Below are 26,868 nucleotides of genomic sequence, written 5' to 3'. Positions count from 1 at the left end.
GCCCGTGAGCGCCCGGCCGCACATCCTCGTCCTCAACCAGTACTACTGGCCGGGCTTGGAGGCGACCGCCCAGCTGCTGGCACAGCTCTGCGAGGCGCTCGCGCGGGACTTCGAGGTGACCGTGGTCACGGGCGCGCTGCACGGGCTCGACGACCTCCCCGCCGTCGAGGAACGGAACGGCGTTCGCATCGTGCGCACCCGCTCCACCGCCTACGAGCGCTCGCGTCTCCATCTGCGTGCCGCGAACTACGTCACGTACCTCGGCGACTCCGTCCTCGCCGCGCTCGGCGGGCGCGAGCCCGACCTCGTGCTCTGCATGACCGACCCTCCGATCGTCGGTGACGTGGGACTCGTCGTCGCCCGCCGCTTCGGCGTGCCGCTCGTCGTGATCAGCCAGGACGTGTTCCCGGAGATCGCCGAGCGCCTGAAGCGCCTCGAGAACCGCGTCCTCCTCGGCACGCTGCGCCAGCTCGTCGGCCTGTACCTCCGCCGCGCCGACCGCATCGTCGCGATCGGCGAGACGATGAAGCGCCGTCTCGAGGAGAAGGGGGCGCCGAGCGAGCGGATCGAGGTGATCCCGAACTGGGTCGACACCCGTGAGCTGACGCCCCAGCCCCGCGACAACCCCTGGGCGCACGAGCACGGCCTCGACCGGGGCTTCGTCGTCATGCACTCCGGGAACGTCGGGCACGCACAGGACCTCGACAGCCTCGTCCGCGCCGCGACGTTCCTGCGCGACCTCGAGAACCTGCGGATCGTGATCGTCGGCTTCGGTGCGCGGCACGCCGAGCTGGCCGCGCTCGCGGGGAGGCTCGAGGTCACCGACACCGTGCACTTCCTCCCCTACCAGCCGCGCGAGGTGCTCGCGCAGTCGCTCTCCGCCGCCGACATCCACTACGTCGGTCTCGCCAAGGGCCTCTCCGGCTACGTCGTCCCCAGCCGCCTCTACGGCGTCCTCGCCGTCGCCCGCCCCGTGCTCGTCGCCGCCGACGAGGAGTCCGAGACGGTCCGCATCGTGCGTGAGACGGACTGCGGCATCGTCGTGCCGCCCGGGCGCCCCGATGTCGTCGCGACGACCCTGCGGGCGCTCGTCGAAGGCGATCTCGGCCTCTACGGGATGGGTGAGCGGGGACGGGCGTACGTCGAGCAGGAGGCGGACCGCGAGGTCGCCTTCGACCGCTACCGGCGGCTTATCGCCGACGTCGTCGCCAGCAGCGTGCGGTAGAGCGCGTCGACGTCGTCGACGAGCCGCGAGACCGCGTAGCGCTCGAGGACGCGGGTGCGACCCGCCTCGCCCATCGCCGACCTGCGCACCGGGTCGCGCGCGAGCACCTCCAGTCGCTCGGCGATCGCGTGCGTGTCGCCGCGACGGACGAGGAACCCGCTGACGCCCTCGTCGACGACGTCACGGACGCCGCCGACGTTCGTCGCGACCACGGGGCGTCCGGCGGCGAGCGCCTCGATGATCGTCACCGGCGTCCCCTCGTTGGCCGACGTGAGCACGACCGCGTCGCACATCGCGTACCAGGGCGCGACGTCCTCCTGGTACCCGACGAAGAGGCAGGACTTCGCGAGCCCCCGGCCGTGGGCGAGCTGCTCGAGGCGCTCGCGGTCCGTGCCGTCGCCGACGAGCAGCAGGAGCGCGTCGATGCCGCGCTCGCGGAGCGCGGCGAGGGCATCGAGGAGGTCCTCCGTCCTCTTGACGGCGGTCATCCGGCCGAACCAGCCGACGACGAAGCGGTCGAGGCCGATCCCGTAGCGGTGACGGAGAGCGGACGGGTCGTCCTCGCAACGGACACGCGGCTCGAGCTCGATGCCGAGCCGGACGACGGTGAAGCGTGACGCCGGGGCGACGCCCATCGACACGAGCTCGTCGCGGACCTCCGGGCTGACCGCCACGAGCGAGTCGGTGAACCGCCCGAGGACGGTCTCGATCGCCCGGAACAGCAGCGAGCCGGCGGTGCCGAAGTAGCCGCGGAGGACGTGCCCGTGGAAGGTGTGGACGACGACGGGCCGACGGCGTCCGGCGAGGAGCACGGCGACGCGTCCGACCGCGCCGGCCTTGGCCGTGTGCGTGTGCACGATGTCGGGGCGCAGCCGCCGGATCATCCCCGCGAGCCGCACGGTGGCGACGAGGTCGCGGATCGGAGAGAGCTCGCGCGAGAGGCCGGGAAGCCGGACGACGTCGACCCCTGCCTGCTCGGCGACGAACGCCATCGACTCCTCGCCGCGGCCGACGTCGCCGGCGACGAGCGTCGTCTCGTACCCCCGCCCGGCGAGGCCTCGCGCGAGGTACGAGACGTGCAGCGCGGGGCCGCCGACGTTGAGGCGGGCGATCACGCGGAGGACGCGGATCGGGCGCGTGGCGTCGTCTCGCACGGCGCAACGGTAGCGGCGGGCCGTACACTCGGCGCTCGTGATCGGGAAAGCGCTCTTCTGGGGCTCGCTCGGGGCGCTCGCGTGGACCCACGTCGGCTACCCGCTCGCGGTGGCCGCGCGGGCCCGGCTGAGGCCGCGTCCCGTGAGCGGCGACGACGGTAGGCAGCCGTCGGTGACGGTCGTCGTCGCCGCCCACGACGAGGAGTCGGTGATCGAGCGCCGCCTCGAGAACCTGCTCGCGCTCGACTACCCGCCCGAGCGACTGGAGGTCGTCGTCGCCTCGGACGCGTCGACCGACGGCACGAACGAGATCGTCGCGTCGGTCGCGGGCCGGGAACCGCGGGTGCAGCTGCTCGACTGCCCGCGCGGCGGCAAGGTCGCCGCCCAGGACCGCGCCGTCCGGGGGGCGCGCAGCGAGGTCGTCGCGTTCTCCGACGCCAACGCCCGCTGGGCGCCGGATGCGCTCGGCCGGCTCGTCGCCGCGCTCGCCGACCCCGACGTCGCCTACGTCTGCGGCCGGCTCGTGCTCGAGGCCCCGGACGGGTCGAACCGCGAGGGCGCCTACTGGCGGTACGAGCTGTGGCTCCGCGAGCAGGAGTCCCGGGCGGGGTCGATCACCGGGGGCAACGGGTCGATCTACGCGGTGCGGCGCGACGACTACGTCGAGGTCGACCCGCGCTGGGGGCACGACCTCGCGTTCCCCTACCGGATGGTGCAGGCGGGGAGGCGGGCGGTGTACGAGCCCGCCGCGCTCGCGTTCGAGCGTCCGACGCCCACGAACGAGGCGGAGTACCGGCGGAAGGTGCGCATGTTCGAGCACTGCTGGGAGATCACGCTCCGCGGGTCGATGCTCCGGCGGCTCCCGCCGTGGTACCTCGTGCAGATGGTCTCGCACCGCCTGCTCCGCTACGGGAGCGGGCTCCTCCACGTCGTGCTCCTCGGCGCGAGCGTGGTGCTCGTCGGCGCGGGCGCGCTCTACGCCCTCGCGCTCGCTGCCCAGCTCGCGTTCCTCGGCGCCGCAGCCGCCGGCGTGCCGCTCGCCCGCTACTACGCGCTCGTCACGTGGGCGACCGTGCAGGCCCTGTCGAACTACCTGCGCCGCGGCGTGCCGGCGACCTGGGACGCGGCGGAGGGGACGCGATGAGGGCCCGCCCCGTCCCGACCCGCGCGCGCGTCGCCGGGGGCGCCCCGTGAACCGGGTCGCCGACGTCGCCGTCGCCGGCCTCGGGCTCGCGGTCGCGAGCCCGTTCCTCGCCGCGGCGGCGATCGCGATCAAGCTCGAGGACGGCGGCCCCGTCCTCTACCGACAGGTTCGCGTCGGACGGGACGGCGTCGACTTCGAGCTCCTCAAGCTCCGCACGATGGTCGAGGGAGCGGAGCGCCGAGGGGCCGGGTACGCGGTCGACCGCGGCGACCCCCGGATCACGCGTGTCGGCCGGATCCTGCGCCGCACGTCGATCGACGAGCTGCCCCAGCTCTGGAACGTGATCCGCGGCGACATGTCGATCATCGGCCCGCGGCCGACGCTCCGCTATCAGGTCGAGCGCTACGACGCCCGCCAGCGGCGCCGGCTCGACGTCCTCCCCGGACTGACCGGCTGGGCGCAGGTGCACGGCCGGGCCGCGCTCTCCTGGGCCGAGCGGATCGAGCTGGACGTGTGGTACGTGGAGCATCGGTCGCCGCGCGTCGACCTCGCGATCCTCCTGCGCACGCCGCTCGCCCTGTTCGGCGGCACCTACAAGGGCGCGACCGGGGGCTGGCGCGACGACCAGTCGGCCCGCTAGGGCCCCCGGCCGACCGGTGCGCGCGTGTCACCGTCCTGCGACGGACGCTAGCCTCTGTCGCCGATGACCGCCGTCCTCTTCACCTGCGCGGGTCAGCGCGTGGACATCGTCAGCGCGTTCGGCCGCGCCGGGGCGACGACGGTGGGGGCGGACGCCGACCGGCTCGCCCCCGCCCTCTACCACGCCGACCACATGGCGCTCGTGCCGCGGATCGACGACGACGGGTACGTCCCCGCGCTCGCCGACCTCGTCCGAGAGCACGACGTGAGGCTCGTCGTCCCGCTCACCGACCTCGACCAGGCGCTCCTCGCGCGCTCCACGCGGGAGCTGGCGCCGGCGCTCGTGCTCGTGCCCGCTCCCGAGGTCTGCGCGACGATGGGGGACAAGTACCGCGCCCATGCGTTCTTCGTCGAGCACGGTCTCGACTCGCCGCGGTCGTGGCTCCCGGCAGACGTCCCGGACGACGCCCGCTACCCGCTGCTCGTCAAGGTGCGCGAGGGGTTCGGCTCCCGCCACATCCACCGCGCACGCGACCCGGAGGAGCTCGCCTTCTTCCTCCGCTACACCCCCGTCGACTCGTTCGTGCAGGAGTGCTGCCTCGGCGAGGAGTTCTCGATCGACGTCTTCTGCGACCTCGACTCACGCTGCCTGAACGCGATCCCGCGGACGATGATCCAGTCGAAGGGGGGCGAGTCGATCAAGGGCCGCTCGATCCAGGACCGCGAGCTGATCGAGCACGGCGCCCGCGTCGCGGAGACGGTCGGCATCGTCGGCCCGGCGAACGTCCAGTGCTTCCGCGAGCCCGACGGGTCGCTTCCGATCACCGACGTCAACCCGCGGTTCGGGGGCGCGTTCCCGCTGCCGCTCGCGGCGGGCAGCCGCTACCCCGAGCTCGCCCTCGCGCTCGCGCGCGGAGAACGGCCGGAGCCTCGGATCGGGGAGTTCCGCGAGGGGATCGTGATGACGCGCTTCTTCTCCGACCTCTGCCTGGTCGACGACGGCACGGACCTGCGGCCGTTCGCGGAGGAGCTCCCGCACCCGCTGGCCGCGGAGCCGGGCGAGGTCTGAGGGTGGCGCGCGTGCTCGTCACCGGCGCCGCGGGCTTCATCGGCTCGCATCTCGCGGAGGCCGTCGCACGCGACGGCCGTGACGTCGTCGCCCTCGACTGCCTCACGGACTACTACGACCCCTCCCTGAAGCGGGAGAACCTCGGCGGGCGCGAGCTCGTCGATCTCGATCTCGCGCGCGACGATCTCGGCCCGGTGCTCGACGGCGTCGACCTCGTCTACCACCTCGCCGGCCAGCCCGGCGTCCGTGCGAGCTTCGGCCCGGACTTCGAGCTCTACGTGCGGCGGAACATCGTCGCGACCGAGCGCGTCTTCGAGGCGGCGGCGGCCCGCGGCACCCGCGTCGTCTACGCGTCGTCGTCGTCCGTCTACGGCGACGCCGAGGCGTACCCGACACCGGAGCAGACGGTGCCGCGCCCGATCTCGCCCTACGGGGTGACGAAGCTCGCGTGCGAGCACCTCGCGCACGCGCTCGCCCGGACGGTCGGCCTCGACGCCGTCGGGCTCCGCTACTTCACCGTCTACGGGCCGAGGCAGCGGCCCGACATGGCCTTCGCCCGCCTGCTCGAGGCGATCGCCTCGGGCGGTGCGTTCCCGCTCTACGGCGACGGCGGCGCATCGCGCAGCTTCACGTACGTCGCCGACGCCGTCGCCGCCACCGTCGCGGCGGCCGACCGCGGGCGGAGCGGCGAGATCTACAACGTCGGCGGCGGCGAGGAGGCGACGATGGCGGAGGTGATCGCCCTCGCCGAGCAGGTCTCGGGGCGGGCGGCGGCGATCGAGCGCCACGCGGCCGCGTCGGGCGACGTCCGCCGGACGTCCGCCGATACGACGAAGGCGCAGCGGGAGCTCGGCGTGACGGCGACGACCGCGCTGCGAGACGGCGTGCGCGCGCAGTGGGAGTGGGCCACTGCTAGGGTCGCGGCGCGATGAGCGACGAGCGGCCCGGCGTCCCCGAGCTCGACGGTGAGCAGGAGGTCGACCTCCGCTCGGCCTGGCGCCGCCTCGCCGCCCGGTGGTGGCTCCCGGTCGGCGGCCTCGTGGTCGGGGCCGTGCTCGGGGTGATCGTCTCGGTGGGCGGCGGCAGCGTGTGGGAGGCGCGATCCCTCGTCTACCTCGGCCAGCCCTTCACCCCCGGGGGCGGCGGGCAGATCCAGAGCCTGCAGACGAACCCCCGCACCGTCGGCGAGATCATCCGCTCCGAGTCCGCGCTGCGCAAGGCCGCGCGCGACAGCGGGTTGACGCTCGGCCAGCTCCGCGGCAACGTCACCTCCCAGGCGATCACCTCGCCGGGGACGGCGCGCAACCTCTCGCCGCTGGTCGAGATCGTCGTCCAGGCACCGCAGGCGGTGAAGGCCGAGCGCGCCGCCGACTCGTTGACCGACACGGTCGTCCAGGACGTCTCCGTGTACGTCGAGCGGAAGATCGACCTGCTCGAGGAGCAGATCGCGAACGCGGAGCAGCAGCTCGTGCAGATCGACCGCAGGATCACCGCCGCGACCGAGCAGCAGCGGATCGCACTCGCCGACGAGAGCCTGAGCCTGTCCGAGAAGCTCCTCGTCTCGACGAACTCGAACGCCACGATCAACAACGCGGAGCAGCGCCGAGCCACGGTGTTCGCCAACCTGAACAGCGCCCAGCAGCTGCTCTCGCTCGCACAGACGGTCGAGCGCAGCCAGGTGATCGAGGGCGCCGCCGCGAAGAAGACCGCCGCTACGAGCCGTCGCACGGCCGCCGTGATCGGGGCGCTCCTCGGCTTGATCGTCGGCGCGATCGCCGCCTGGCTCTGGGATCCCGTCGCAGCGCGGAGGAAGGCCGCGACGGGCGCCTAACGAGGGTCCGTGTTCGAAGGCAAGCGCGTCGCCGTCGTCGTCCCCGCGTACAACGAGGAGTTGCTCGTCGCGGACACGCTCCGCGGCATCCCGGACTTCGTCGACCGGATCGTCGTCGTCGACGACCACTCGACCGACGCCACCGCGGAGCGTGCGCGGGGTGTCGGCGACCCGCGCGTCCGCGTGGTCGTCCACGAGCGCAACGGCGGTGTCGGGGCGGCGATCGTCACGGGCTACGAGCAGTGCCGCGACGAGGAGATCGACGTCACGTGCGTCATGGCCGCCGACAACCAGATGGACCCGGCGGAGCTCGCCGACCTCGTCGCACCGGTGGCACGGGGCGACGTGGAGTACGCGAAGGCGAACCGCCTCTTCAGCGGCGAGGCGTGGGCGCTCATCCCGCACGCGCGCTATCTCGGGAACGCGGTGCTCTCGCTGCTGACGAAGATCGCGTCCGGGTACTGGCACGTCGCCGACTCGCAGGCGGGGTACACGGCGATCTCCCTCGGCGCCCTGCAGCGCCTCGACCTCGACCGCGTCTACCGCCGCTACGGCTTCCCGAACGACCTCCTCGTCCACCTCAACGTCGTCGACGCCCGCGTGACGGACGTCCCGTCGCGGCCGATCTACGGCATCGGCGAGCAGTCGGGGATCAAGATCAGCCGCGTCGCGCCCAGGATCGCCTGGCTGCTGTTCAAGGGCTTCTGGTGGCGGATGAAGGAGAAGTACGTGATCCGCGACTTCCACCCGCTCGTCTTCTTCTACGCCCTCGGTGCGCTGATGACGGCGATCGGGGTCGTCCTCGGGGTGGTCGTCGCCTTCTCGCGCGTCTTCCTCGGCAACGCGATCACGACGCCGACGATCGTGCTCGTCGCGCTGCTCCTGATCTCGGGGACGCAGTTCACGCTGTTCGCGATGTGGTTCGACCAGGAGGCGAACAAGGAGCTGCGCTGACGGTATGGTCGATCCCGTGAGGGTGCGACGCCGGGCCGAGCGGGGGAGGTGGTGCGCGTCGTGGCGGCGGTAGCGGTCGTCGGTGGCGGGGTCGCGGGCCTCGGCGCCGCACACGCCCTCGCGGCCGAGCACCGCGTCGTCGTGTTCGACGCGGGGTCGCATCCCGGAGGCCACGCCCGGACGGTGGACGTGGGGCCCCTGACCGTCGACACCGGCTTCATCGTCTACAACGAGGCCAACTACCCGCGGCTGACGCGGCTCTTCGGCGAGCTGGGCGTCCACACCCGGCCGACCGTGATGTCGTTCTCCGTCGAGTGCCGGTGCGGCGTCGCGTGGTCGAGCCGTCGGCCCTGGCGCGCCGGCCGGGGGCTGCTCGCGGAGATCCTGCGCTTCCTGCGCACCGCGGAGTCGTCCGACCGCGATCCGCGGACGCTCGACGAGTTCCTGCGCGCCGAGGGCTACTCCGAGTCCTTCCGGCGCCACTACCTCGTGCCGATGACCGCGGCGTTGTGGTCGGCGCCGCCCGGCCGGGCGCTCTCGATGCCGACGTCGTTCGTCCTCACCTTCTTCCGCAACCACAACCTGCTCGGGCTGCGTCGCCGCCGGTGGCGGACGGTCGTCGGCGGCAGCCGCCGGTACGTGGATGCACTGCTGTCGAATCCCGGGATCGTCGTCCGCCGCGAGACGCGGGTGGCCGCGGTCGCGCGCGAGCCGGACGGTGTCGGCCTCGTCACCGCGGACGGTGTCGAGGAGCGGTTCGACGCCGTCGTCGTCGCGACGTCGGCGCCTCGCGCGCTCGCGCTGCTGACCGATCCCTCCACCGACGAGCGGCGGCTGCTCGGGGCCTTCGAGACCGCGGCGAACGAGACCGTCCTGCACACGGACGCCCGGTTCCTGCCGCGTCGCCGGGGAGAGCGGTCGGCCTGGAACTACCAGTCGGCGACCTGCGGCGAGCTCGCGCCGGCTCCCACGGTGACGTACTCCGCGAACCGGCTCCAGGGGCTGCCGTCGGGGCAGGAGTACTGCATCACCCTGAACCGGACGGGCGAGATCGATCCGTCCGCGATCCTCGCCGTCCACGCCGACGAGCACCCGCAGATGACGATCGAGAGCCACGCTGCCGCCTCCGAGCTCTCGACGCTCGACGGCCCGCGGCGGACGGCCTTCGCAGGCGCGTGGCAGGGGTACGGCTTCCACGAGGACGGGCTCGCATCCGGGCTCCGCGCGGCCGCGGCGATCGAGAGGGCGCTCGCATGAGATCCGCCCTGTACGTCGGCACCGTGATGCACGCCCGCCGCGGCGGCGTGGAGAACGTCTTCCGCTACCGGGTGTACATGACCCTCCTCGACCTCGCGGAGGGGCCGGAGCTCGGGCGCCGCCTGCGGCTCTTCGGGTGGAACCGGGCAGCGCCGACGTCCTTCCACGAGCGCGACCACCTCGACGTGCGCGCGCTGCTCGCCTCGCACGGCATCGACCTCGGTGCCGGCGGCGGTCGGCTCGAGGTGCTGACGAACCTGCGTGTCCTCGGCTACGTCTTCAACCCCGTCTCGTTCTGGTGGTGCCGACGTGCGGACGGGACGCTCGCCGCGATCGTGGCCGAGGTCTCGAACACGTTCGGGGAGCGCCTCCCCTACGTGTTCGTGCCGGCCGGTGCGGAACGCGCCCGCGAGCGCCTCGTCTGGCAGACGGAGAAGCGCCTCCACGTCTCGCCGTTCATGTCGATGGACCAGCGGTACACCTGGTGGTTCTCCGAGGCCGACGAGCACGTCGCCGTGCGCATCGACGTCCACGAGGACGGCGAGCCGGACTTCGTGGCGACGCTCGTCGCCCGCCGCGTCGAGCTCACGCCACGGTCGTTGCTCGCTGCGCTCCTCCGGCAGCCACTGCTGCCGGCGCTCGTCGTCGCGCGCATCAACTGGCAGGCGCTGCGGCTGAAGCTGAAGGGTGCGACGTTCTTCCGGAAGCCCCCGTTCGTGCCCGGGAGGGGCACGGTGAGGCGATGAGCGCGATCGCCGGGCTCACCGCGCGCCTCGTCTTCCGGGCGCTCGAGCGCGTGCGCGGCGGACGGATCGTCCTCCGGTATCCGGACGGCCGCGGGCGTGCGTTCGGCGACGGGTCGGCGCCGTCGATCGTCGTCGACGTCCGGCGGCCGGAGGCGCTGTGGGGCGCGCTCGGCCGACGGACCCGCGTCGGGTTCGGCGAGTCCTACGTCGCGGGCCACTGGGACTGCGACGACCTCGTCGGGCTCTTCTCCCTGCTCGGGCGAAACCTCGCCGCAGCGGCCGAGCACCCGCTGACGCAGCTGCTCCACGCGGCGCAACGCCTGCGGCCGCACCTCCCCGAGCGGCAGACCCCGACCGTCGCGAAGGACAACATCTACGCCCACTACGACCTGGGCAACGAGCTCTTCGCGCTGATGCTCGACCCCACGATGACGTACTCGTGCGCGTACTGGGAGCGCCCGGAGATGACGCTCGAAGAGGCGCAGGCGGCGAAGCTCCGGCACGTCTGCGAGAAGCTCCGCCTCGGCCCGGACGACCACCTGCTCGAGATCGGCTGCGGCTGGGGCAGCCTCGCGATTCACGCGACACGGGAGAGCGGATGCCGGGTCACGGGGCTGACGCTCTCGCCCGCCCAGGCCGCGCTGGCGCGCGAGCGCGTGGCCGACGCGGGCCTCGACGGCCGCGTCGAGATCCTCGAGCGCGACTACCGGCAGCTCGAAGGCTCGTACTCGAGGATCGTGTCGGTCGAGATGATCGAGGCGATCGGCCACGCGGAGTACCCGAGGTTCTTCGCCGCGATCGACCGTCTCCTCGCACCCGACGGGCTCGCGTGCGTCCAGGCGATCGGCATCCCCGACGAGCGCTACGAGCGCTACCGGCGCACGCCCGACTGGATCCAGCAGTACGTGTTCCCGGGGTCGCTCCTGCCGTCGCTCGAGGCACTCGCGTCCGCCGTCGGCCGGACACGGCTGATGATCGTCGGCGTCGAGGAGATCGGCATCGGCTACGCGCAGACCCTTCGCGCGTGGCGGGAGAACGTCGAGTCGCGGGCGGACGCCGTACGGGCGCTCGGCTACGACGAGCGGTTCCTCCGCATCTGGCGCTTCTACCTCTCGTACTGCGAGGCCGGGTTCGCGATCCGCGCGCTCCGCGACATGCAGCTCGTGCTCAGCCGCCCCTTCAACGACACGCTCCCCGAGCAACCCGACCTCCGGAGGTCCTTCTGATGCGCATCACCGAGCACATCGACGTCGACGCGCCGCCGGCCGACGTCTGGGCCGTCGTCTCCGACCTCTCCACGCACACGGAGTGGCGGCCGGCTCTCCTCGAGTTCCGCCAGGTCTCGGACGGGCCGCTCGGCGTCGGCTCCCGCATCCGGGAAGTCGTTCGCTGGCGACGGAGCGAGCTCGTGCTCGACGACGTCGTCACCGCGCTCGAGCCGGAGCGGCGGTTCGCGCTCACCGGAAGCTCGACGTCCGTCGAGTTCGACCTCGAGCTCCGCCTCGAGCCGACCGACGCGGGGACGCGCGTCACGATGGACTGGCCGCTCCGGCCGCGCTCGCTCCTCCTCAAGGTGGCGGCTCCGTTCCTCGGTCGCGCGATGCGCGCGGCCACCGCCGAGGAGCTCGAGCACCTCAAGCGCTACGTCGAGGGGCGGCGCTCGAACAGGTAGTGCGAGATGCCCCACTCGCGCCCGCGGCGATAGCCGAACAGCTCCGCGCAGGCGAGGAAGAACACGCGCCAGCGGGCGAGCCAGAGCGCAGCGGCTCCGTCCCCGTAGGCGCCCGCGAGCACCGCACGGGCCTCCTCGGAGGCGGCGTCGAGGTTCGCGAGCCACGCCTCGGCCGTTCGTGCGTAGTGGGTGCCGTCGATGCTCCAGGCCTCGCGGAGCACGAGGTCCCGCTGGAAGCGGGTGAGGAGGTCGTGCGACGGCATCGTGCCGCCGGTGAAGAACGTGCGCGCCATCCAGGAGCGGTCGAACGTGTAGGCGTAGCGCGCGTGCGAGAACACGTGAGCGAAGAACCGCCCGCTCGGCCGGAGCCACGACGCGACCTTCGCGAGCAGGGCGTCGTAGTTCCGCATGTGCTCGAGCATCTCGACCGAGACGACCCGGTCGAAGCGCCGGTCGGTGTCGAAGACGTTCATGTCCGCGGTGACGACCTCGATCCCGTCGATCCCCCGCCGCGCTGCCTCTCGCTCGATGTGCTCGCGCTGCAGCGACGAGTTCGAGACGGCAAGGACGCGGGACGTCGGGTAGCGCTGGCGCAGCCAGAAGGTCAGCGACCCCCAGCCGCAGCCGAGGTCGAGCACGTCCATGCCGTCCTCGATCCCGGTACGGCGGCACGTGAGCGCGAGCATCGCCTCCTCGGCGCCCGCGAGGGAGGAGACGCCCTCCGGCCACAGGCAGCCGCTGTACTTGAGGCGCGGGCCGAGACAGAGCTCGAAGAACGCTGGCGGGAGCTCGTAGTGCTGCTCGTTCGGACGATCCGGGACCGGGGCGATCGGAGCGCTCCGGGAGCGCTCGACGAGGTCGGAGGCTCCCCGCGGGCTGCGCCGCTCGCGGTGGAGGCGCAGCGCGCAGTTCGCGCGGATCAGCGGGCGCAGGACCGCGTCGGGAACGAGGTCGCGCTCCAGCAGGAGGTCGGACAGCACGTGACCCATTACACCTGCTCCGGTCTCGTCCGCGCCGCGCGGTCGTGTGCGGGAACGTGAGGATCCCGTAAGAACTGGGCCTGTCCGCCCGAGGCCCTGGGTAGCATCGCCGCATGTCCACGTGCGTCGTCACCGGTGGAGCAGGCTTCCTCGGCTCCCATCTCTGTCAGGCGCTCCTCGAGCGTGGGAACCGTGTGATCTGCATCGACAGCCTCGAGACCGGGTCGCTCGCGAACATCGAGCACCTGCGTGACGACGCGTTCCGCTTCCTGGGGCACGACATCACGGAGCACATCGAGGTCGACGAGCCCGTCGACACGGTCTACCACCTCGCGAGCCCCGCCAGCCCGATCGACTACCTGCGGCTGCCGCTCCTCACGCTGAAGGTCGGCTCCTACGGGACCCACAACGCGCTCGGCCTCGCGAAGGCCAAGCGCGCGCGGTTCCTGCTCGCCTCGACGAGCGAGGTCTACGGCGACCCACAGGTCCACCCTCAGCCGGAGACGTACTGGGGGCACGTCAACCCGATCGGCCCGCGCGGCGTGTACGACGAGGCGAAGCGGTACGCGGAGGCGATGACCATGGCGTACCACCGCCAGCAGGGCGTCGACACGGCGATCGTGCGGATCTTCAACACCTACGGCCCGCGGATGCGGCCGCACGACGGCCGCGCGATCCCCACCTTCCTGCGGCAGGCGATCGAGGAGAAGCCGCTGACGGTCTTCGGCGACGGGTCGCAGACGCGGAGCTTCTGCTTCGTCGACGACCTGATCCGGGGGATCGTCCTCCTCGCCGAATCGGGAGAGCACCTGCCCGTCAACATCGGCAACCCCGTCGAGCGGACGCTGCTCGAGCTCGCCGAGACGGTGATCCGGGTCACCGGCTCGTCGAGCCAGATCGTCTTCGAGGCGCTCCCCGTCGACGACCCGCAGGTGCGCGAGCCCGACATCACGCGGGCCCGGCAGCTGCTCGGGTGGGAGCCCGAGGTCGACCTCGAGGACGGCCTCCGGCGCACGATCGCGTCACTCGGAGGGGAACCGACGCGTGCGTAGGCTCGCGGTCGTGGCCGCGGCGTCCGTGTACGCCGTGGCGCTCGTGCTCGCCCCCACGGCCGACGCGTCGCGCTTCATCCGCATCGGCATCTACGACGACGCGGAGATCCTCTACGGCAACCCGGACTACGTGTTCCCGATCCTGCAGCAGATCAGCACAAAGCTGATCCGCGCCAACCTCCGCTGGGGCGGCCCGAACGGCGTGGCGAACACGAAGCCCGGCAACCCGTCCGACCCGGCGGACCCCGCCTACGACTGGACGGCGTACGACCGCACGGTGCTCCGGGCGCGGGCGATCGGCGCCGAGGTCATGCTCTCGATCGTCGGGACCCCGTCGTGGGCGAACGGCGGGAGGGGGTGGAACGTGGCGCCGACGAAGGCGATCGACCTGCGCCGCTTCGCCGTCGCCGCCGCGCGCCGCTACAGCGGGACGTTCACCGGCCCCGAGGGGAGGCTCCCCGCCGTGCGGCTCTGGCTCGCCTGGAACGAGCCGAACAACCCCGTCTTCCTGAAGCCACAGTACGCGCGGATCGGTAGCCGCTGGGTGCTGCTGAGCGCACGCGACTACGCGCGCATCTGCAACTCGGTCGTCGCCGGCGTGAAGTCGGTGCAGCGCAAGGCGCGCGTCGGCTGCGGCGTGACCGCGCCGCGCGGGAACAACAACCCGAACTCCTCCCGGCCGTCGTCGTCGCCGATCGCCTTCCTCCGCGCGATGAAGGCTGCGGGCGCGCGCGGCTTCGACGCCTACGCGCACCACCCGTACTACGGCACCAGGAACGAGACCCCCTCGACCCCGCCGCCCCCCGGCATGCGCGGTCAGGCGCCGACCGCGGTCACCCTCGGGAACTTCCAGGTGCTGACGAGTGAGGTGCAGCGCCTCTACGGCAACGTCCGCCTCTGGGTGACGGAGTACGGCTACCAGACGAACCCCCCGGACAGGCTGTTCGGTGTCAGCTACGCGGAGCAGGCGGCCTACATGCGCGAGGCGTACCTCAAGCTCCGCCGGGACCCGAAGGTGGACGTCTTCGTCTGGTTCCTGCTGCGCGACGAGGCCCGCCTCGGCGGCTGGCAGTCGGGCCTCTACAACCGCCGCTACGTCCGCAAGGACGCACGCGAGACCTTCGAGCAGATCTCGACCGGGCGCATCAGGTAGGGCGAGTCGTTCGGCTGCCGGGTCTCAGGCGACCGCGTCGCCCGACCCGAACGTCCGCCGTCGCTCCCCGTCGGCGTCGTCGACGAGGTGGCCGTCCCGCTCCACGTACCCGCCCTTGCCGCCGACCACGAGCAGCACGAGGTCGTCGGTGCCGGCATTGGACACCTTGCGCGGGGTCGTCGACTCCACGTGGCAGAGCCCGCCCGGGCCGAGCACGCGCACCTCGTCGCCGACCTCGAAGCGCGCCGTGCCGCGGTGCACGAAGTACAGCTCGTCCTGGACGTCGTGGTAGTGGGCGAAGCCGTCGTGCCCCGGCGGATAGACGATCGCGTTCACCCCGAAGGCGGTCACCCCGAGCTCCCGGCGCACCTTGCGGAACCCGTACCCCTCCCCGAGCTGGTCGATCGATCCAAAGCGATGGCTCATCGGCCGGATCCTCCTCCCTGGAGATACTGGATCGTGAGCCGGAGCCCCTCCTCGAACCCGATCCGGGGCTCGTACCCGATCACCTCCCGCGCGCGGGTGACGTCGGCCCACGACTGGAGGACGTCTCCCGGTCGCGGCGGCGTGTGCTCCCGGGTCACGGGCTTCCCGAGCAGGCGCCCGATCGTCTCGGCGAGCGTGCCGACGGTCTCGGAGCCGCCGGCCGCGATGTTGAGGACCGTTCCCGCGGCCTCCGCGGCGTCCGCCGCGAGGAGGTTGGCGTCGACGACGTTCGCGACGTAGGTGAAGTCCCGGGACTGCTCACCGTCCCCGTGGATCGTCACCGGCTCGCCGGCCGCGATCGCGCTCACGAAGAGGGGCACCACGGCTGCGTACTGCGACCCCGGGTCCTGGCGTGGGCCGAAGACGTTGAAGTACCGGAGCGCCACCGTCTCGAGGCCGTACACCCGCGCGAAGCTGACACAGAAGCGCTCCGCGGCGAGCTTGGCGACGGCGTACGGCGAGATCGGGTTCGGCGCCTGGGACTCCGTGCGCGGGAAGGTGCCCCCGTCCCCGTACACGGACGACGACGACGCCGCGACGACGCGGCGCACGCCTTCGTCCCGGGCTGCGAGCAGCACGTTCAGCGTGCCCTCGACGTTCACCGCGGTCGACGTCAGCGGATCCTGCACCGACCGGGGAACCGAGCCCAGCGCCCCCTGGTGGAACACGATCTCCACGCCGCGCACCGCCGTGTGCACCCGCTCGTACGAGCGCAGGTCGCCCTCGACGACCTCGACGTCGTCGGCGATGCCGAGGAGGTTGCCGCGGAGCCCGGTCGAGAAGTTGTCGAGCACCCGGACGCGATCGCCGCGCACGAGGAGCTCGCGGACGAGGTTCGACCCGATGAACCCGGCGCCGCCCGTGACGAGGACGACGCGGCTCACGGCGACCGCTCGGCCACGACGTGGTAGTTGGCGGTGAGCGTCCCGGGGCGCGGCTGCTGCAGCAGCGAGATCTTCCGGTCGAGCGTGCGCCCGACACGGTTGATCGCCGCGACGACCGCCCCGCGGGCGAAGCGGATCGGAGTCCGGCGCAGGAGGTGCTCGAGGTAGATCGCGTTCAGCATCGCCAGTGTGGACGCCGTACCGGCGCCGGCGGTCACCCTAACGGAGGCCCAGTCGCCCGTGTCGCGCAGGAGCTTCTCGAGCCCGGTGTGCGTCCAGCGCCAGTGGTCGGAAGGGGCCGGGTGGAACACGTAGACGCCGTGCGTCGAGAGCAGCAGCCGCCCCCCCGATCGCGTGACGCGGCTCAGCTCCCGCGCGGCCTGCACGGGGTCGTCGACGTGCTCGAGCACCTGCGCGCAGAGGACGACGTCGAACGACCCGTCCTCGACGGGCAGCGCCTCGATCGGCCCACGGAGGTCCGCGGCCGGGTTCTCGACGGCGTCGACGCCCACGTGCTCGGAGACGTACGGAGCGAACAGCTCGCGATAGGGCTTCTCGCCGCAGCCGACGTCGAGGAGCCGGTAGGGGCCGAGGGCCTCGTGTGCCAGGCGCGCCTCCGCCGCGAGCCAGCGCACGAGGGGCGCCCGGACGGCGTACGTCGTCGTCGAGAGCGGGGGATCGAGGCGCGGGTCAGTCACGGACAGTCGTGAGGGCGAGGGCGACGAACGTCAGTGCGGCGAGCGGGATGCCGGGCACGAGCCCGATACCGGCCCACACGCCCGTGGCGACGAGCAGCCACGCGAGGCCGACGAGTGGGGCGGGCGACCCGCGAATGCCGCGGACGGCCGAGGCGACGGCCGCCGAGAACAGGCCGAGGAGTGCGGCGAAGCCGACGATCCCCATGTCGGCCGGCACCTGCACGTACAGGCTCTGCACCCCCCAGGGGCGCTCGGGCGAGGGGAACGCCTCCTCGGGCTCGTCCGGGAACCTCCGGCGCGCGTCGTCGAGGTAGGGGCCGTAGGCCCACTCCTCGCTCGACGCCTGGAAGCCGACGCCGACGACGGGGTGGTCGAGCCAGATGCGCGCACCGATGTACGCGAGGAGCGTGCGCTGGGCGTAGCTCTCGATGCCGGTGTCGGTCACGCGGTCGCGAATGCCGAGGAACTCGGCGAATCGTGTGATCGCCTCGGCTCGCATCGTTGTCGCCCCTGCCGTCACGGTCAGCACGATGCCAATGGTCGCGAGCACGCGCCCGAGTCGGGCGCCCGTCGTCAGGTAGGCGACGATCACGACGACGGCGGCAGCGAGCCACAACCCTGCAACCGCGGTGAGTGCGCCGGAGAGGACCAGTCCCAGGCTTCCGGCGACGACCGCAGTTGCGATCCAACTTCGTCCCGCCAGTGCCCGGCGGTCGGCGAACAGGAGGGCGACGAGCCCGAGAGTCACCGCTGCCCCGCTGAGTGCTGCGAAGTCGTGCGTGCCGAGGAACGACGGCTCGCGCTGCCCCGGGCGCTTCCCCTGGAACTCGGCCACGACGCCGAGGAACTGCAGTGCGCCCCACGCCGTTGCGGCCGCCCCCCAGAGGACGACCGCGCGGAAGAGCGGCACCGCCTCCCGGGCGCTCCTGACGACGAGCACGGTGGCGGGGAGGAGCATCGCGTACCAGGCGAGCTTGAGCGCGCTCACGACGTGCGGTGCGTACGCGTACTCCTCGCCGCGGAGCGCCGGGGTCGCGAGCGACAGGAGGGCGAGCGCGACGAAGGCGGCCGCAGCGCCGAGCACCCACCGCGCGCGCGCCAGCGGGCCGAGGCCGTCGCGCCGGGTGCGGAGGCCGGCCGCGACCGCCACGGCCGCGACCGCGGCGTCCGCGAGCGTGACGTCCACGGTCGTCGACGCGAGCCCGATCGACACGTGGGGCTGGTACGTCGCGTGGAGGAAGAGCGGGGGGACGGCGATCGCGAGGACGAGGCCCTCGCCCCCGGTGCCGGCCGAGAGGTGGCGCACGCGCGCCGCGAGCGTCGTGCGGCTCGGAACAGGCTGCGCCGTCACCGCCGCCACTGTAGACGACGCGGTGGCGGCCCGAATCGCCGGGGAGCGCGGCCAGGCGGCGCTCTACACTGGCCTGCGACATGCGCCTCCGCCTGCTCTGGCGCCGCTCCGCGACGGCCGCCGGCCTCTACGCCTCCGTCCTCTTCGGAATCCTCGGCACGATCGTCGCCGCGAACGTCCTCGGGCTCGACGAGTTCGGCGTCTTCGCCACTGCGCTCGTCGCCGCGTCGTTCTTCCAGACGCTGCTCGACCTCACGGTCGAGGACTCGCTCACGAAGTTCGGCTTCCGGTACGTGACCCGGCAGGAGTGGGGCAAGCTGCGGCGCCTCTTCCGGCGCGCGCTCGAGCTGAAGCTCGCCGGGGGGCTGCTGGCGGGGCTCGTGCTCCTCGCTCTCGCGCCCTTCGCGGACCGGGTCTTCGACACGGACGGGCTCGAGGCCGCGCTCCTCGCCGTCGCCGCGCTCCCGCTCGCCCAGGCGCCGGAGAACGTCGCCGGCACCGCGCTCCTGCTCCGTGGCCGGTACGACCTGCGGGGTGCCTACCTCGCCCTCTCCATGGCCCTGCGCCTCGGGGCGATCGCGATCGGCACGCAGTTCGGCGCGTGGCAGGCGCTCGCGCTCGTCGTCGTCGCACAGGTGATCGCGACCGTGACGATCTCGGTCGTCGGGCGCGCCGCGCTCCGGCGGTTCCCGACGGCTCCCCCGGAGCCACTCGGAGGCGATCGGCGGCCGCTGATGTCGTTCGTGCTCGGCTCCAGCCTCGCCACGGGGGTCGTCTCGCTCCGTGCGACGCTCGCCCCGCTCGTCCTCGGTGTCGTGGCGGGGACGAACGCCGTCGGGCTGTTCCGCGTCGCCCAGGCTCCCCAGAGCGGGCTCACGGCCGCCTCCGCGCCGGTCCGCCTCGTCCTGCTCACCGAGCACACGCGCGAGTGGGAGCTCGGCCGCCAGCGGGCGGTGATGGCCGCCGTCCGCGCGTACACGACGAAGGTCGCCGCGCTGATGGCGGTCGCCGTCCCCGTGTTCTTCGTGCTGATGCCGTGGCTCGTCCGCACCTTCTTCCGTGACGAGGCGTACGAGGCCGCGATCACCGCGGCCCGGATCATCCTCTTCGCCGGTGCGATCCAGGTGATCCTCGGCTGGTCGAAGTCGCTGCCGACGACGATCGGTCGCCCGCGGCTCCGCGTGATCACGCACGGCGTCGAGGCCGTCGTGTTGCTCCCGCTCGTCGCCGTGCTCGGCGCGGAGTGGGGTGTCACCGGCGCCGCGGTCGCCGTCCTCGTCTCGACGCTCGCGTTCGCGGCGACGTGGGCCGTGCTCCTCGTCGGGGTCCGCGCCGACAGCCGCGCCGGTCGGGACGGGATCGCCGAGGGGGCGTCGGCCACGTGAGAGCCGTGATCGTCACCGGGATCTGGCCGCCCGACGTCGGCGGCCCGGCGGTCCACGCCCCTGCGCTCGCCGGCTTCCTCACCGACCGGGGCCACGAGGTTCGTGTCGTCACCACGGCCGGCCGCCCTCCCGAGGCGCGGGCCTACGACGTCCGCTGGGTCGCGCGTTCGGTGCCCGCGGGGCTTCGACACGTCGCCGTCGCGTCGCTCGTCGCACGGTCCGCTCGCGGCGCCGACGTCGTCTACGCGACGAGCATGATCCGCCGGGCAGCCGCGGGTGCGGCCGTCGCACGGCGGCCGCTCGTCGTGAAGCTCGTCGCCGACGAGGCCTACGAGCGCGCCCGACGGGCGGAGCTCTTCTCCGGGACGCTCGACGCGTTCCAGGGGCTCGCGGGCGGCCCTCGCGTACGGGCCCTCCGCGCCTCACGCACGGCGGCGCTCCGGCGTGCGGACGTCGTGATCTCGCCCTCCGCGTACCTCCGCGAGCTCGCGATCGGCTGGGGCCTCGATCCCGGGGGCGTCGTCGTCGTGCCCAATCCGGCGCCGAGCCCTCCGGTGCTCCCGCCGCGCGAGACGCTGCGGGCCGAGCTCGCCCTGGACGGCCCGTCGCTCGCGTTCGCCGGTCGGCTCACGGCGCAGAAGGACCTCGACGTCGCCTTCGACGCCCTCGCAGACGTCCCGGCGGCGACCCTCGTCGTGCTGGGCGACGGCCCGGAGCGCGCGTCGCTGGAGCGCCGCGTCCGGGATGCAGGGCTCGACGGCCGCGTCCGCTTCCTCGGGAGCGGCACCCGCGAGGACGTGCTGCGGTTGTTCCGCGCCGCCGATGCGGCCGTGCTGCCGTCGCGCTGGGAGAACATGCCGCACGCCCTGCTCGAGGCGCTCGCAGTCGGGACGCCCGTCGTCGCAGCGGCGGTCGGCGGTGTGCCGGAGGTCGTCCACGACGGGGAGAACGGCCTGCTCGTCCCACCGGGAGACGCCGCCGCGCTCGGGGCGGCGATCGCGCGCCTGCTCGACGACCACGGCCTGCGCGAGCGGCTCGCAGCAGCTGCCGCGCCGTCGGTGGCCCCGCTGGCCGAGGACGTCCTGCTCGGCCGGATCGAGGCGATCCTCGTGGAGGTGGCGCGGGCGTGAAGCCGGCGCTGCTCATGGCGAGCAGGACGCGCTATGCGTTGCCGCTGTCGACGTCGCTCGCCCGCAAGTTCGACGCACTCGGCGAGGTCCTCGACGTCCACGTGCTCGCCGCGGCGAGGCGCGGCGAGGTTCACGCCCGCGATCCGCGGTTCACGCTCGTGCGGCCGTCCCCGGCGCTCGACGGACCGCTCTTCTACCTCCGCTTCCCCTTCCTCGTCGCCGGGGAGCTCCGCCGACGGCGGCCGGACGCGCTGCTCGTCCAGGGTGCGCCGGAGACTGCGCTCGCACTCCTCGGCCGGGCGCTGGCCCGGGCCCGGACGCCCGTGATCCTCGATCTCCACGGCGATCCGGGTGCGCCCACGCGACTGTACGGGTCGCCGCGACGCCGCCTGCTGTCGCCCGTCGCCGACATGCTCGCCCGGTACGCCGTGCGCCACGCCGACGGCGTCCGCACGCTGTCGCCGTTCACGACCGGCATCGTCCGGGGGCTCGGTGTCGAGCCGGTGGCGGAGTTCGTCGCCTTCATGGACCTGGACGCGTTCTCGGAGCGGGCGCCGGAGCCGCTCCCGCCCAGGCCGGAGCTCCTCTTCGTCGGCGTCCTCGAGCGCTACAAGGCGGTCGACGTCATCGCCGAGGCGTGGCGTCGGGCCGCCCCGCAGGTTCCCGACGGGAGACTCCACATCGTGGGGGAGGGAACGATGCGGGAGCTCCCCGAACGGCTCGTCACGGACTTCCCCGGGCGCGTGCGCTGGACGCCGCGGCTCACGACACCCGAGGTCGCCGCTGCGATCGACGCCTCGACCGCCCTGCTCCTCGCGTCCCGCTCGGAGGGGCTGCCGCGTATCGTCGTCGAGGCGTTCTGCAGAGGGCGGGCGGTGCTCGGCGCGCGGGCCGGCGGCATCCCGGACATCGTCGTCGACGGCGAGAACGGCCTGCTCGTCCCCGCCGAGGACGCCGATGCGCTGGCCGCGGCGATGGTGCGCATGCTCACCGAGCCGGGGCTCGCGGAGCGCCTGGGCGGAGGCGCGCGGCGGGACGTCGAGCGGTGGCGGGCGACGCCGGAGGAGCACGCGCGGCGCACGCGCGAGCTCGTCGACCGCGTGACCGGAGTCGGCGGGCGGGCATGAGGCTCGTCGTCGTCACGCAGCAGGTCGATCCCGCGAGCCCCGTGCTGGGGGCGAGCGTCGCCAAGGTCCGGGCGCTCGCGGCACGCTGCGACGAGATCGTGGTGCTGGCCGACAGTGCGGTCGAGGGAGTGCTCCCCGCGAACTGCCGCGTGCACCTGTTCCGGAGCCGCCACCGCGTCGGGCGCGGAGCGCGCTTCGGCGCGGCGCTCGCCCACGAGCTCGCGCGTCGGCCGCGTCCGGCTGCGGTGCTCGCGCACATGTGCCCGATCTACGCCGTGCTCGCAGCGCCCCTTGCGCGACCGCTCGGTGTCCGCGTCCTGCTCTGGTTCACGCACTGGCGGGCGAGCCGCCTGCTCGCCCTCGCCGAGCGCGTGTCCAGCACCGTGCTCACGGTCGACCCCCGCTCGTTCCCGCTCTCCTCGCCGAAGGTCCGGGCGATCGGGCACGGCATCGATCTCGAGGGGTTCCGCTGCGTCGAGCGACCCGCGACGGAGCTGCTCGACGCGATCGCGCTCGGCCGTACCTCTCCGGCGAAGGGCCTCGAGACCGTCGTGCGCGCCGCCGCGCTCGAGCCGACGGTGCGCCTGAAGGTGCTCGGCCCCTCGCTCACGGACGAGGAGCGCGCCCACCGGCAGGAGCTCGAGCGTCTGGTGTCGGAGCTCGAGGTCGGCGATCGCGTCTCCGTCGGCGGCCCGGTGCCGCGCCAGCAGGTTCCCGGGCTCCTGGCCGACGCCGACGTCCTCGTCAACAACATGCGGGCGGGCGCGACCGACAAGGTCGTGTTCGAGGCGGCCGCGACGTGCCTGCCCGTCCTCGCCTCCAACCCGGCGCTCGACACGCTGCTGCCGTCCGAGCTCCGCTTCGCCCGCGACGACCCGAGTGCCCTCGCCGACCGGTTGCATTGGCTCTCCGGCGTCGACCGGAACGCGATCGGGCGTGACCTGCGCGCCGGCGTCGAACGGATGCACTCCGTCGAGAGCTGGGCCGACGCGGTGATCGAGGCGGCGGGACGATGAGCCGCGAGGTCGTCCTCCACGTCGGCAAGGTGACCCGGATCTCCGGCTCCGAGGCCCACCTCCTGCTCCTCCTCCCCGAGTTGCGCGCGCGGGGCTGGGACGTCCGCTTCCTGCTCCTGCACGAGGACGAGCCGGGAGCATGGGAGTTCGCCGCGAAGCTCGACGACGCCGGAGTCCCGGTCGAAGGCGTGCGCCTTCCCCGGGCCGCGGACCCGCTCGCGCTCGGGCGGGTCGTGCGGATCGTGCGACGACACCGGCCGGTGATCCTGCACACGCACCTCGTCCACGCCGACTTCTACGGCCTCGTCGCCGGCCGTCTCGCCGGTGTGCCGGTGCTCGCGAGCACGAAGCACGGCTTCAACCCGTTCCGCTCGGGGCGGGCGTTCGCCGCCGCCGACCGTGGGATCGGCCGCCTGCTCGATCTGCACGTCGCCATCTCCGGCGGGCTCGCCCGGTACCTGACGGAGACGGAGGGGTTCCCGGAGGGCTCGTTCGAGGTCGTCCACTACGGCATCGTCCCCGGGCCGGAGCCGCCCCCTCCGCCCGTCACGCCCCGGATCGCGGTCGTCGGTCGGTTGATCCCGATCAAGGGCCACGACGTCCTTCTCGAGGCGGTCGCGCAGCTCGCCCCGGGCCTACCCGGCCTCGAGGTCGCGATCGCGGGTGCCGGCCCGCTCGAAGCGGAGCTGCGGGCGCAGGCGTCGGCGCTCGGCGTGGACGGCGTCGTGCGCTTCCTCGGGCACCGTCCCGCCGGCGACGTCATGGAGCAGGCCGCGATCGTCGCCGTGCCGTCGTTCGGGGAGGGGTTCGGCATGGTCGCGCTCGAGGCGATGGAGCGCGGGCGCGCGGTCGTCGCGAGCGACGTCGGCGGGCTGCCGGAGATCGTCGTCGACGGCGTGACCGGGATGCTCGTGCCGCCCGCGGATCCCGGTGCGCTCGCGTCCGCGCTCGGCGCCCTCGCGGGTGATCCGGAGCGGGCGCGCGCGCTCGGCGCCGCCGGGCGGGCGCGCGTGCACGAGGCGTTCACCCAGGAGCGCTGCACGAGCCGGACGGAGGAGCTCTACCGCGCGGTGCTCCGCCGGAAGGGGCTCGCCGACGGGCGACGCCGTGCGAGCAGCTCCCACGACCGGGCGAGTGCGAACGCGGCGAGCACCGCGAGCAGGACGTCGAACGGCGCCCGGTAGCGGACGGTGCCGGCGAACACCATCGCGAGCGCGGTGTTCGTCCCGACGAGGAGCAGGACGAGCGCGACGAAGTGCGCGGGCGCGAGGAAGAGCCCCCAGACGGCGAGCGCGTACACGGCGACCATGAACACGGGCTCGGCCACCTTCCGTCCGAGCGTCGCGATCCCCCCGCCGGCCGTCTCGGACGTCTCGGTGGTGAAGGTCGGACGCCACAGCATCCCCACCGCCTGCGCCGCGAGGCGGGCCTTCTCGCCCGGCTGCTCGCGCCAGAACGTGAACACCTCGTCCTGGTAGAAGCGCATCTGCTCGCACTCGTCGACGGCGCGGGCTGCGGCCGGAGAGATCTCTGCGGCTCGCTCAGGCCACGGTGGGATACCCGGGAGCTCGGGGACGTCGTCGATCCAGCCGCCTCGCGCGAGCACGTCGTAGGTGTTCTCGTTGTTGGCCTTCCAGAGGGCCCGCGCGTCGGTCGTGATCGCGACGCACCCGACGCGCACCTCGTTCCGGATCGCCCAGGGCGCGACGGCCGCTGCGGCGAACACGATCACGAGGACGGCGGTGACGACGGCCTCGAACCGTGGGCGGATGCGCCAGACGAGGTACGGGGCGAGGACGAACGGGAGCACGACGAGGCGCGCGTTGCCGAGGATCGCGACCCCGCAGACGAACCCTGCCGCGCAGGCGATCGGCGCCGAGCGCCGCTCGTAGGCGAGCAGGGCGAGGAGCGTGAGCAGGGCGACGAGCAGGCCGTCGAGGATCTCGCGGTTGACGTGCACGTCGTGCCAGACGACGTAGGGGTGGAGCGTCGCGACGAGGGCGGCGACGACGCCGATCCCGATCGAGCGCAGGCGCCGCCCGATCTCGACGACGAGCAGTGCGGTGACGACGGCGACCACGATCTGTGCGAGGCCGACGACGACCCACGACCGGTCGAGCGGCCAGTAGAGGCCCGCGAGGAAGAACGCGTACAGGGGCTGGGTGTAGGCGGAGGGGACGTCCGGGACGAAGCCGAAGGTGCCGCTGGAGACGAGCGTCTGGGCGAACCGGTCACTCTTCTCCACGTACTCCTCGAGGATCGTCCCCCGCTCGACGAGCAGCGCCAGCAGCCGGGGCAGCGCCGCCGCCGCCCCGACGACGAGGTAGGCCTCTCGTCGCCCCCACTGCGACGGGCGTGGTATGCGTTCGCGCAGCGTGGGCACGTCGACGGAACGGTACGCGGTTGTCTCCTGCCACGTCGAGCGGGTGCTCGACGACCGTGTCTGGGCCCGCCTCCTCCGCCTGATGCAGCGTCCGCCCGGCGGATTCCCGGTCGCCGCCCTCATCCGGCCGCCCGACGCCGCAGCCGGCGAGGATGCGAGTACCTGGCTCGAGCGCGCGCGTGAGGCCGCGCGCCACGGCCCGCTCGGGCACCACACCCACTGGACGAGCCCGACCCATGCACGGCCGACCGGGAACGAGAGCGAGGCCGGCGCGAGGGTGCTCGCCGAGGGCCGGTGGCTCGGGGAGCAGGGCCTCGCGCCGTCCGTGTTCTGTGGCGGCGGCTGGTACACCGACGCCGCGGTCGCGGCGGCGTGCGCGACGCTCGGCTACGCGGACTGCACGCCGCGTGCGGCGATGCCTGCCTACCTGGGACCGAACGAGCGCTGGGCCGAGCTCCGCGTGCCTGCGCGCGTCCAGGTGGCGGGGACGGAGCTCGTCGCGGTGCCGACGACGCACTCGGTCGGCGATCTCGTCCGGGCACTCGCCCGTCCGGGCGGCCTGCGGGTGGACGTCGTCCACGCGTATTTCCACGACACCGACCTGCTCGACGCCCGCCGGCGCCGCGCGCTCGCCGCGGCGCTGCGCGTCCTCGCGCTCCGCCGGGCCCCGGCGCGGCTCGACGAGGTCGCGGCCCGCGTCGCGGCCGACGCCCCGGAGGTGGCGTGGGATGCGATCGCGCGTGGAGGAACCGTGCCCGGACCGCAGTAGAATCGAGTCGTGGCGACGAAGGCCCCGTCCGAGGCGTCGTCCCGGGAGCCGCAGGAGGCCGTCCGGCCCGGTGCGCCGCCCCCACCCGGGTCCGACGTCCGCCGGTCGCGCGTCTACCTGTTCTCGCGAGGCACGATCGTCGGTGTCGTGCGGCGGACACTGAGCGTCGCCGCGCTCGTCGTCGTCGACGTCGCCGGTCTCGCGCTCGGCCTGTACGTCGCGCTCGTGATCCGGCAGCTCGTCTACGGCGAGAGCGACGTCTTCTGGAGCCTCCTCTGGCGGCAGGAGCGCGAGTGGCTGCAGTTCCTCGTGCCGATCACGGTGCTCGTGTTCCTGCAGGCAGGCCTGTATGCACCGCGCGAGCGGCGGGCCGGGCCGGGGCGCATCGTCGCGTCGCTCATCGTGGTCGCGCTGATCGTGCTCGCGTTCGGGCTCGGCACGGACTACGAGTTCACGACGACCGGGCTGATCCCCACGGCGACCGTGTGCGCTGCGATCTCGATCGGAGTGCTCCGCGCCGCCTACGAGTCGATCTCACTCGAGCTGATGGAGATCGCGGGCATCCGGCGCCGCGTCGTGCTCGTCGGCGACGGCGAGAGCCTCGCGCGGATCCGCCGTCAGATCGACGCCGCCCGCGGTGGCATCGCCTACGAGCTCGTCGGCGTCGTCTCGCGCGACCCGGCGCCCGGCCTCCGCCAGCTCGGCACGGGCCTCGTCGACCTGCGCGCCGTGTTGGAGCGTGAGAAGCCCGCCGAGCTCGTGC

Annotated in this window: 26 protein-coding genes and 1 pseudogene; 20 read left to right on the top strand and 7 right to left on the bottom strand. The window is 73.2% G+C overall.

The genetic code is table 11. From position 1 onward, the window contains the following. Nucleotides 1-4: 4 nt before the first annotated feature. Nucleotides 5-1,225, top strand: coding sequence for a glycosyltransferase family 4 protein (locus AC162C_RS00375; protein WP_484095819.1), 1,221 nt, complete (start codon nucleotides 5-7; stop codon nucleotides 1,223-1,225). On the opposite strand, the gene AC162C_RS00370 is transcribed toward AC162C_RS00375, so the two are convergent. Continuing rightward, a complete protein-coding gene (locus tag AC162C_RS00370) occupies nucleotides 1,180-2,379 on the bottom strand; it encodes a glycosyltransferase family 4 protein (RefSeq protein ID WP_484095818.1) in 1,200 nt (399 codons plus the stop codon). The genes AC162C_RS00375 and AC162C_RS00370 overlap by 46 nt on opposite strands. A 37-nt stretch (nucleotides 2,380-2,416) precedes the next feature. Between AC162C_RS00370 and AC162C_RS00365 the strand changes: the two genes are divergently transcribed. The 10 genes from AC162C_RS00365 to AC162C_RS00320 all read left to right on the top strand — a co-directional run bounded on the left by AC162C_RS00365 (nucleotide 2,417) and on the right by AC162C_RS00320 (nucleotide 11,691). Further along, nucleotides 2,417-3,523: a glycosyltransferase family 2 protein gene (locus tag AC162C_RS00365; protein WP_484095817.1), complete on the top strand. Its 1,107-nt coding sequence runs from the start codon at nucleotides 2,417-2,419 to the stop codon at nucleotides 3,521-3,523. Nucleotides 3,524-3,569: 46 nt separating this feature from the next. Continuing rightward, a complete protein-coding gene (locus tag AC162C_RS00360; RefSeq protein ID WP_484095816.1) occupies nucleotides 3,570-4,163 on the top strand; it encodes a sugar transferase in 594 nt (197 codons plus the stop codon). Nucleotides 4,164-4,226: 63 nt separating this feature from the next. After that, nucleotides 4,227-5,231, top strand: a complete 1,005-nt coding sequence (locus tag AC162C_RS00355; protein WP_484095815.1) for an ATP-grasp domain-containing protein — start codon at nucleotides 4,227-4,229, stop codon at nucleotides 5,229-5,231. A gap of 11 nt (nucleotides 5,232-5,242) precedes the next feature. Continuing rightward, nucleotides 5,243-6,163, top strand: a complete 921-nt coding sequence (locus tag AC162C_RS00350; RefSeq protein ID WP_484095814.1) for an NAD-dependent epimerase/dehydratase family protein — start codon at nucleotides 5,243-5,245, stop codon at nucleotides 6,161-6,163. Beyond that, nucleotides 6,160-7,062, top strand: coding sequence for a GumC domain-containing protein (locus AC162C_RS00345; protein ID WP_462974519.1), 903 nt, complete (start codon nucleotides 6,160-6,162; stop codon nucleotides 7,060-7,062). The genes AC162C_RS00350 and AC162C_RS00345 overlap by 4 nt, the downstream gene beginning before the upstream one ends. Before the next feature lie 9 nt (nucleotides 7,063-7,071). Then, nucleotides 7,072-8,016: a glycosyltransferase family 2 protein gene (locus AC162C_RS00340; protein WP_484095813.1), complete on the top strand. Its 945-nt coding sequence runs from the start codon at nucleotides 7,072-7,074 to the stop codon at nucleotides 8,014-8,016. 60 nt (nucleotides 8,017-8,076) lie between these two features. Next, entirely contained in the window at nucleotides 8,077-9,273 is a 1,197-nt protein-coding gene (locus AC162C_RS00335; protein WP_484095812.1) for an NAD(P)/FAD-dependent oxidoreductase, read from the top strand. Next, a complete protein-coding gene (locus AC162C_RS00330) occupies nucleotides 9,270-10,019 on the top strand; it encodes a DUF1365 domain-containing protein (protein WP_484095811.1) in 750 nt (249 codons plus the stop codon). Before AC162C_RS00335 ends, AC162C_RS00330 begins: the two co-directional genes overlap by 4 nt. Continuing rightward, nucleotides 10,016-11,245: a class I SAM-dependent methyltransferase gene (locus tag AC162C_RS00325; RefSeq protein WP_484095810.1), complete on the top strand. Its 1,230-nt coding sequence runs from the start codon at nucleotides 10,016-10,018 to the stop codon at nucleotides 11,243-11,245. Before AC162C_RS00330 ends, AC162C_RS00325 begins: the two co-directional genes overlap by 4 nt. Then, nucleotides 11,245-11,691 carry an SRPBCC family protein gene (locus AC162C_RS00320; RefSeq protein WP_484095809.1) on the top strand — a complete coding sequence of 149 codons (447 nt, stop codon included), beginning with the start codon at nucleotides 11,245-11,247 and terminating at the stop codon, nucleotides 11,689-11,691. Before AC162C_RS00325 ends, AC162C_RS00320 begins: the two co-directional genes overlap by 1 nt. On the opposite strand, the gene AC162C_RS00315 is transcribed toward AC162C_RS00320, so the two are convergent. Then, the gene (locus AC162C_RS00315) at nucleotides 11,661-12,680 is read right to left on the bottom strand and encodes an SAM-dependent methyltransferase (RefSeq protein WP_484095808.1); all 1,020 of its coding nucleotides are present in this window, start codon (nucleotides 12,678-12,680) and stop codon (nucleotides 11,661-11,663) included. The genes AC162C_RS00320 and AC162C_RS00315 overlap by 31 nt on opposite strands. Before the next feature lie 104 nt (nucleotides 12,681-12,784). On the opposite strand from AC162C_RS00315, the gene AC162C_RS00310 reads away from it, so the two are divergent. Both AC162C_RS00310 and AC162C_RS00305 read left to right on the top strand, forming a co-directional pair. Further along, a complete protein-coding gene (locus AC162C_RS00310) occupies nucleotides 12,785-13,723 on the top strand; it encodes a UDP-glucuronic acid decarboxylase family protein (RefSeq protein ID WP_484095807.1) in 939 nt (312 codons plus the stop codon). 10 nt (nucleotides 13,724-13,733) lie between these two features. Then, nucleotides 13,734-14,876, top strand: a complete 1,143-nt coding sequence (locus tag AC162C_RS00305; RefSeq protein WP_484095806.1) for a DUF5722 domain-containing protein — start codon at nucleotides 13,734-13,736, stop codon at nucleotides 14,874-14,876. 24 nt (nucleotides 14,877-14,900) lie between these two features. On the opposite strand, the gene AC162C_RS00300 is transcribed toward AC162C_RS00305, so the two are convergent. The 4 genes from AC162C_RS00300 to AC162C_RS00285 are packed head-to-tail and all read right to left on the bottom strand — an operon-like array spanning nucleotide 14,901 to nucleotide 18,295. Further along, entirely contained in the window at nucleotides 14,901-15,302 is a 402-nt protein-coding gene (locus AC162C_RS00300) for a cupin domain-containing protein (RefSeq protein WP_484095805.1), read from the bottom strand. Next, nucleotides 15,299-16,246 (bottom strand): NAD-dependent epimerase/dehydratase family protein, encoded by a 948-nt coding sequence (locus tag AC162C_RS00295; RefSeq protein ID WP_484095804.1) that lies wholly within the window; start codon nucleotides 16,244-16,246, stop codon nucleotides 15,299-15,301. The genes AC162C_RS00300 and AC162C_RS00295 overlap by 4 nt, the downstream gene beginning before the upstream one ends. Continuing rightward, nucleotides 16,243-16,944, bottom strand: a complete 702-nt coding sequence (locus AC162C_RS00290) for a class I SAM-dependent methyltransferase (protein WP_484095803.1) — start codon at nucleotides 16,942-16,944, stop codon at nucleotides 16,243-16,245. The genes AC162C_RS00295 and AC162C_RS00290 overlap by 4 nt, the downstream gene beginning before the upstream one ends. Continuing rightward, nucleotides 16,937-18,295, bottom strand: coding sequence for an O-antigen ligase family protein (locus AC162C_RS00285; protein ID WP_484095802.1), 1,359 nt, complete (start codon nucleotides 18,293-18,295; stop codon nucleotides 16,937-16,939). The genes AC162C_RS00290 and AC162C_RS00285 overlap by 8 nt, the downstream gene beginning before the upstream one ends. A gap of 80 nt (nucleotides 18,296-18,375) precedes the next feature. On the opposite strand from AC162C_RS00285, the gene AC162C_RS00280 reads away from it, so the two are divergent. The 5 genes and pseudogenes from AC162C_RS00280 to AC162C_RS00260 form a co-directional block, all read left to right on the top strand. Further along, complete coding sequence (locus AC162C_RS00280; RefSeq protein ID WP_484095801.1) at nucleotides 18,376-19,680, top strand: lipopolysaccharide biosynthesis protein; 1,305 nt, start codon at nucleotides 18,376-18,378, stop codon at nucleotides 19,678-19,680. Next, the gene (locus AC162C_RS00275) at nucleotides 19,677-20,810 is read left to right on the top strand and encodes a glycosyltransferase family 4 protein (RefSeq protein WP_484095800.1); all 1,134 of its coding nucleotides are present in this window, start codon (nucleotides 19,677-19,679) and stop codon (nucleotides 20,808-20,810) included. The genes AC162C_RS00280 and AC162C_RS00275 overlap by 4 nt, the downstream gene beginning before the upstream one ends. Then, entirely contained in the window at nucleotides 20,807-21,937 is a 1,131-nt protein-coding gene (locus tag AC162C_RS00270) for a glycosyltransferase family 4 protein (protein ID WP_484095799.1), read from the top strand. The genes AC162C_RS00275 and AC162C_RS00270 overlap by 4 nt, the downstream gene beginning before the upstream one ends. Continuing rightward, complete coding sequence (locus AC162C_RS00265; protein WP_484095798.1) at nucleotides 21,934-22,953, top strand: glycosyltransferase family 4 protein; 1,020 nt, start codon at nucleotides 21,934-21,936, stop codon at nucleotides 22,951-22,953. Before AC162C_RS00270 ends, AC162C_RS00265 begins: the two co-directional genes overlap by 4 nt. Beyond that, nucleotides 22,950-23,981 (top strand): annotated as a pseudogene (locus tag AC162C_RS00260) (glycosyltransferase family 4 protein); the annotation flags it as partial. The gene AC162C_RS00265 and the pseudogene AC162C_RS00260, both read left to right, overlap by 4 nt. A gap of 32 nt (nucleotides 23,982-24,013) precedes the next feature. Here the strand turns inward: AC162C_RS00260 and AC162C_RS00255 are convergent. Beyond that, on the bottom strand, nucleotides 24,014-25,336 hold the full coding sequence (locus AC162C_RS00255; RefSeq protein ID WP_484095797.1) for a glycosyltransferase family 39 protein: 1,323 nt from the start codon (nucleotides 25,334-25,336) through the stop codon (nucleotides 24,014-24,016). On the opposite strand from AC162C_RS00255, the gene AC162C_RS00250 reads away from it, so the two are divergent. Both AC162C_RS00250 and AC162C_RS00245 read left to right on the top strand, forming a co-directional pair. Continuing rightward, nucleotides 25,329-26,105 carry a hypothetical protein gene (locus AC162C_RS00250; RefSeq protein ID WP_484095796.1) on the top strand — a complete coding sequence of 259 codons (777 nt, stop codon included), beginning with the start codon at nucleotides 25,329-25,331 and terminating at the stop codon, nucleotides 26,103-26,105. The genes AC162C_RS00255 and AC162C_RS00250 overlap by 8 nt on opposite strands. Before the next feature lie 9 nt (nucleotides 26,106-26,114). After that, on the top strand, nucleotides 26,115-26,868 hold a 754-nt coding region (locus tag AC162C_RS00245), incomplete at its 3' end, for a hypothetical protein (protein WP_484095795.1).

The organism is Gaiella sp. (genome assembly GCF_057140465.1).
This window is presented reverse-complemented; position numbering and strand designations above follow the sequence as displayed.

Excerpts from the sequence above, each read along its gene's own strand:
- AC162C_RS00355 (WP_484095815.1), top strand. The coding sequence starts at position 4,227 with ATGACCGCCGTCCTCTTCACCTGCGCGGGTCAGCGCGTGGACATCGTC.
- AC162C_RS00330 (WP_484095811.1), top strand. The coding sequence starts at position 9,270 with ATGAGATCCGCCCTGTACGTCGGCACCGTGATGCACGCCCGCCGCGGC.
- AC162C_RS00320 (WP_484095809.1), top strand. The coding sequence starts at position 11,245 with ATGCGCATCACCGAGCACATCGACGTCGACGCGCCGCCGGCCGACGTC.
- AC162C_RS00315 (WP_484095808.1), bottom strand. The coding sequence starts at position 12,680 with ATGGGTCACGTGCTGTCCGACCTCCTGCTGGAGCGCGACCTCGTTCCC.
- AC162C_RS00300 (WP_484095805.1), bottom strand. The coding sequence starts at position 15,302 with ATGAGCCATCGCTTTGGATCGATCGACCAGCTCGGGGAGGGGTACGGG.
- AC162C_RS00265 (WP_484095798.1), top strand. The coding sequence starts at position 21,934 with ATGAGGCTCGTCGTCGTCACGCAGCAGGTCGATCCCGCGAGCCCCGTG.
- AC162C_RS00310 (WP_484095807.1), top strand. The coding sequence starts at position 12,785 with ATGTCCACGTGCGTCGTCACCGGTGGAGCAGGCTTCCTCGGCTCCCAT.
- AC162C_RS00280 (WP_484095801.1), top strand. The coding sequence starts at position 18,376 with ATGCGCCTCCGCCTGCTCTGGCGCCGCTCCGCGACGGCCGCCGGCCTC.
- AC162C_RS00345 (WP_462974519.1), top strand. The coding sequence starts at position 6,160 with ATGAGCGACGAGCGGCCCGGCGTCCCCGAGCTCGACGGTGAGCAGGAG.
- AC162C_RS00325 (WP_484095810.1), top strand. The coding sequence starts at position 10,016 with ATGAGCGCGATCGCCGGGCTCACCGCGCGCCTCGTCTTCCGGGCGCTC.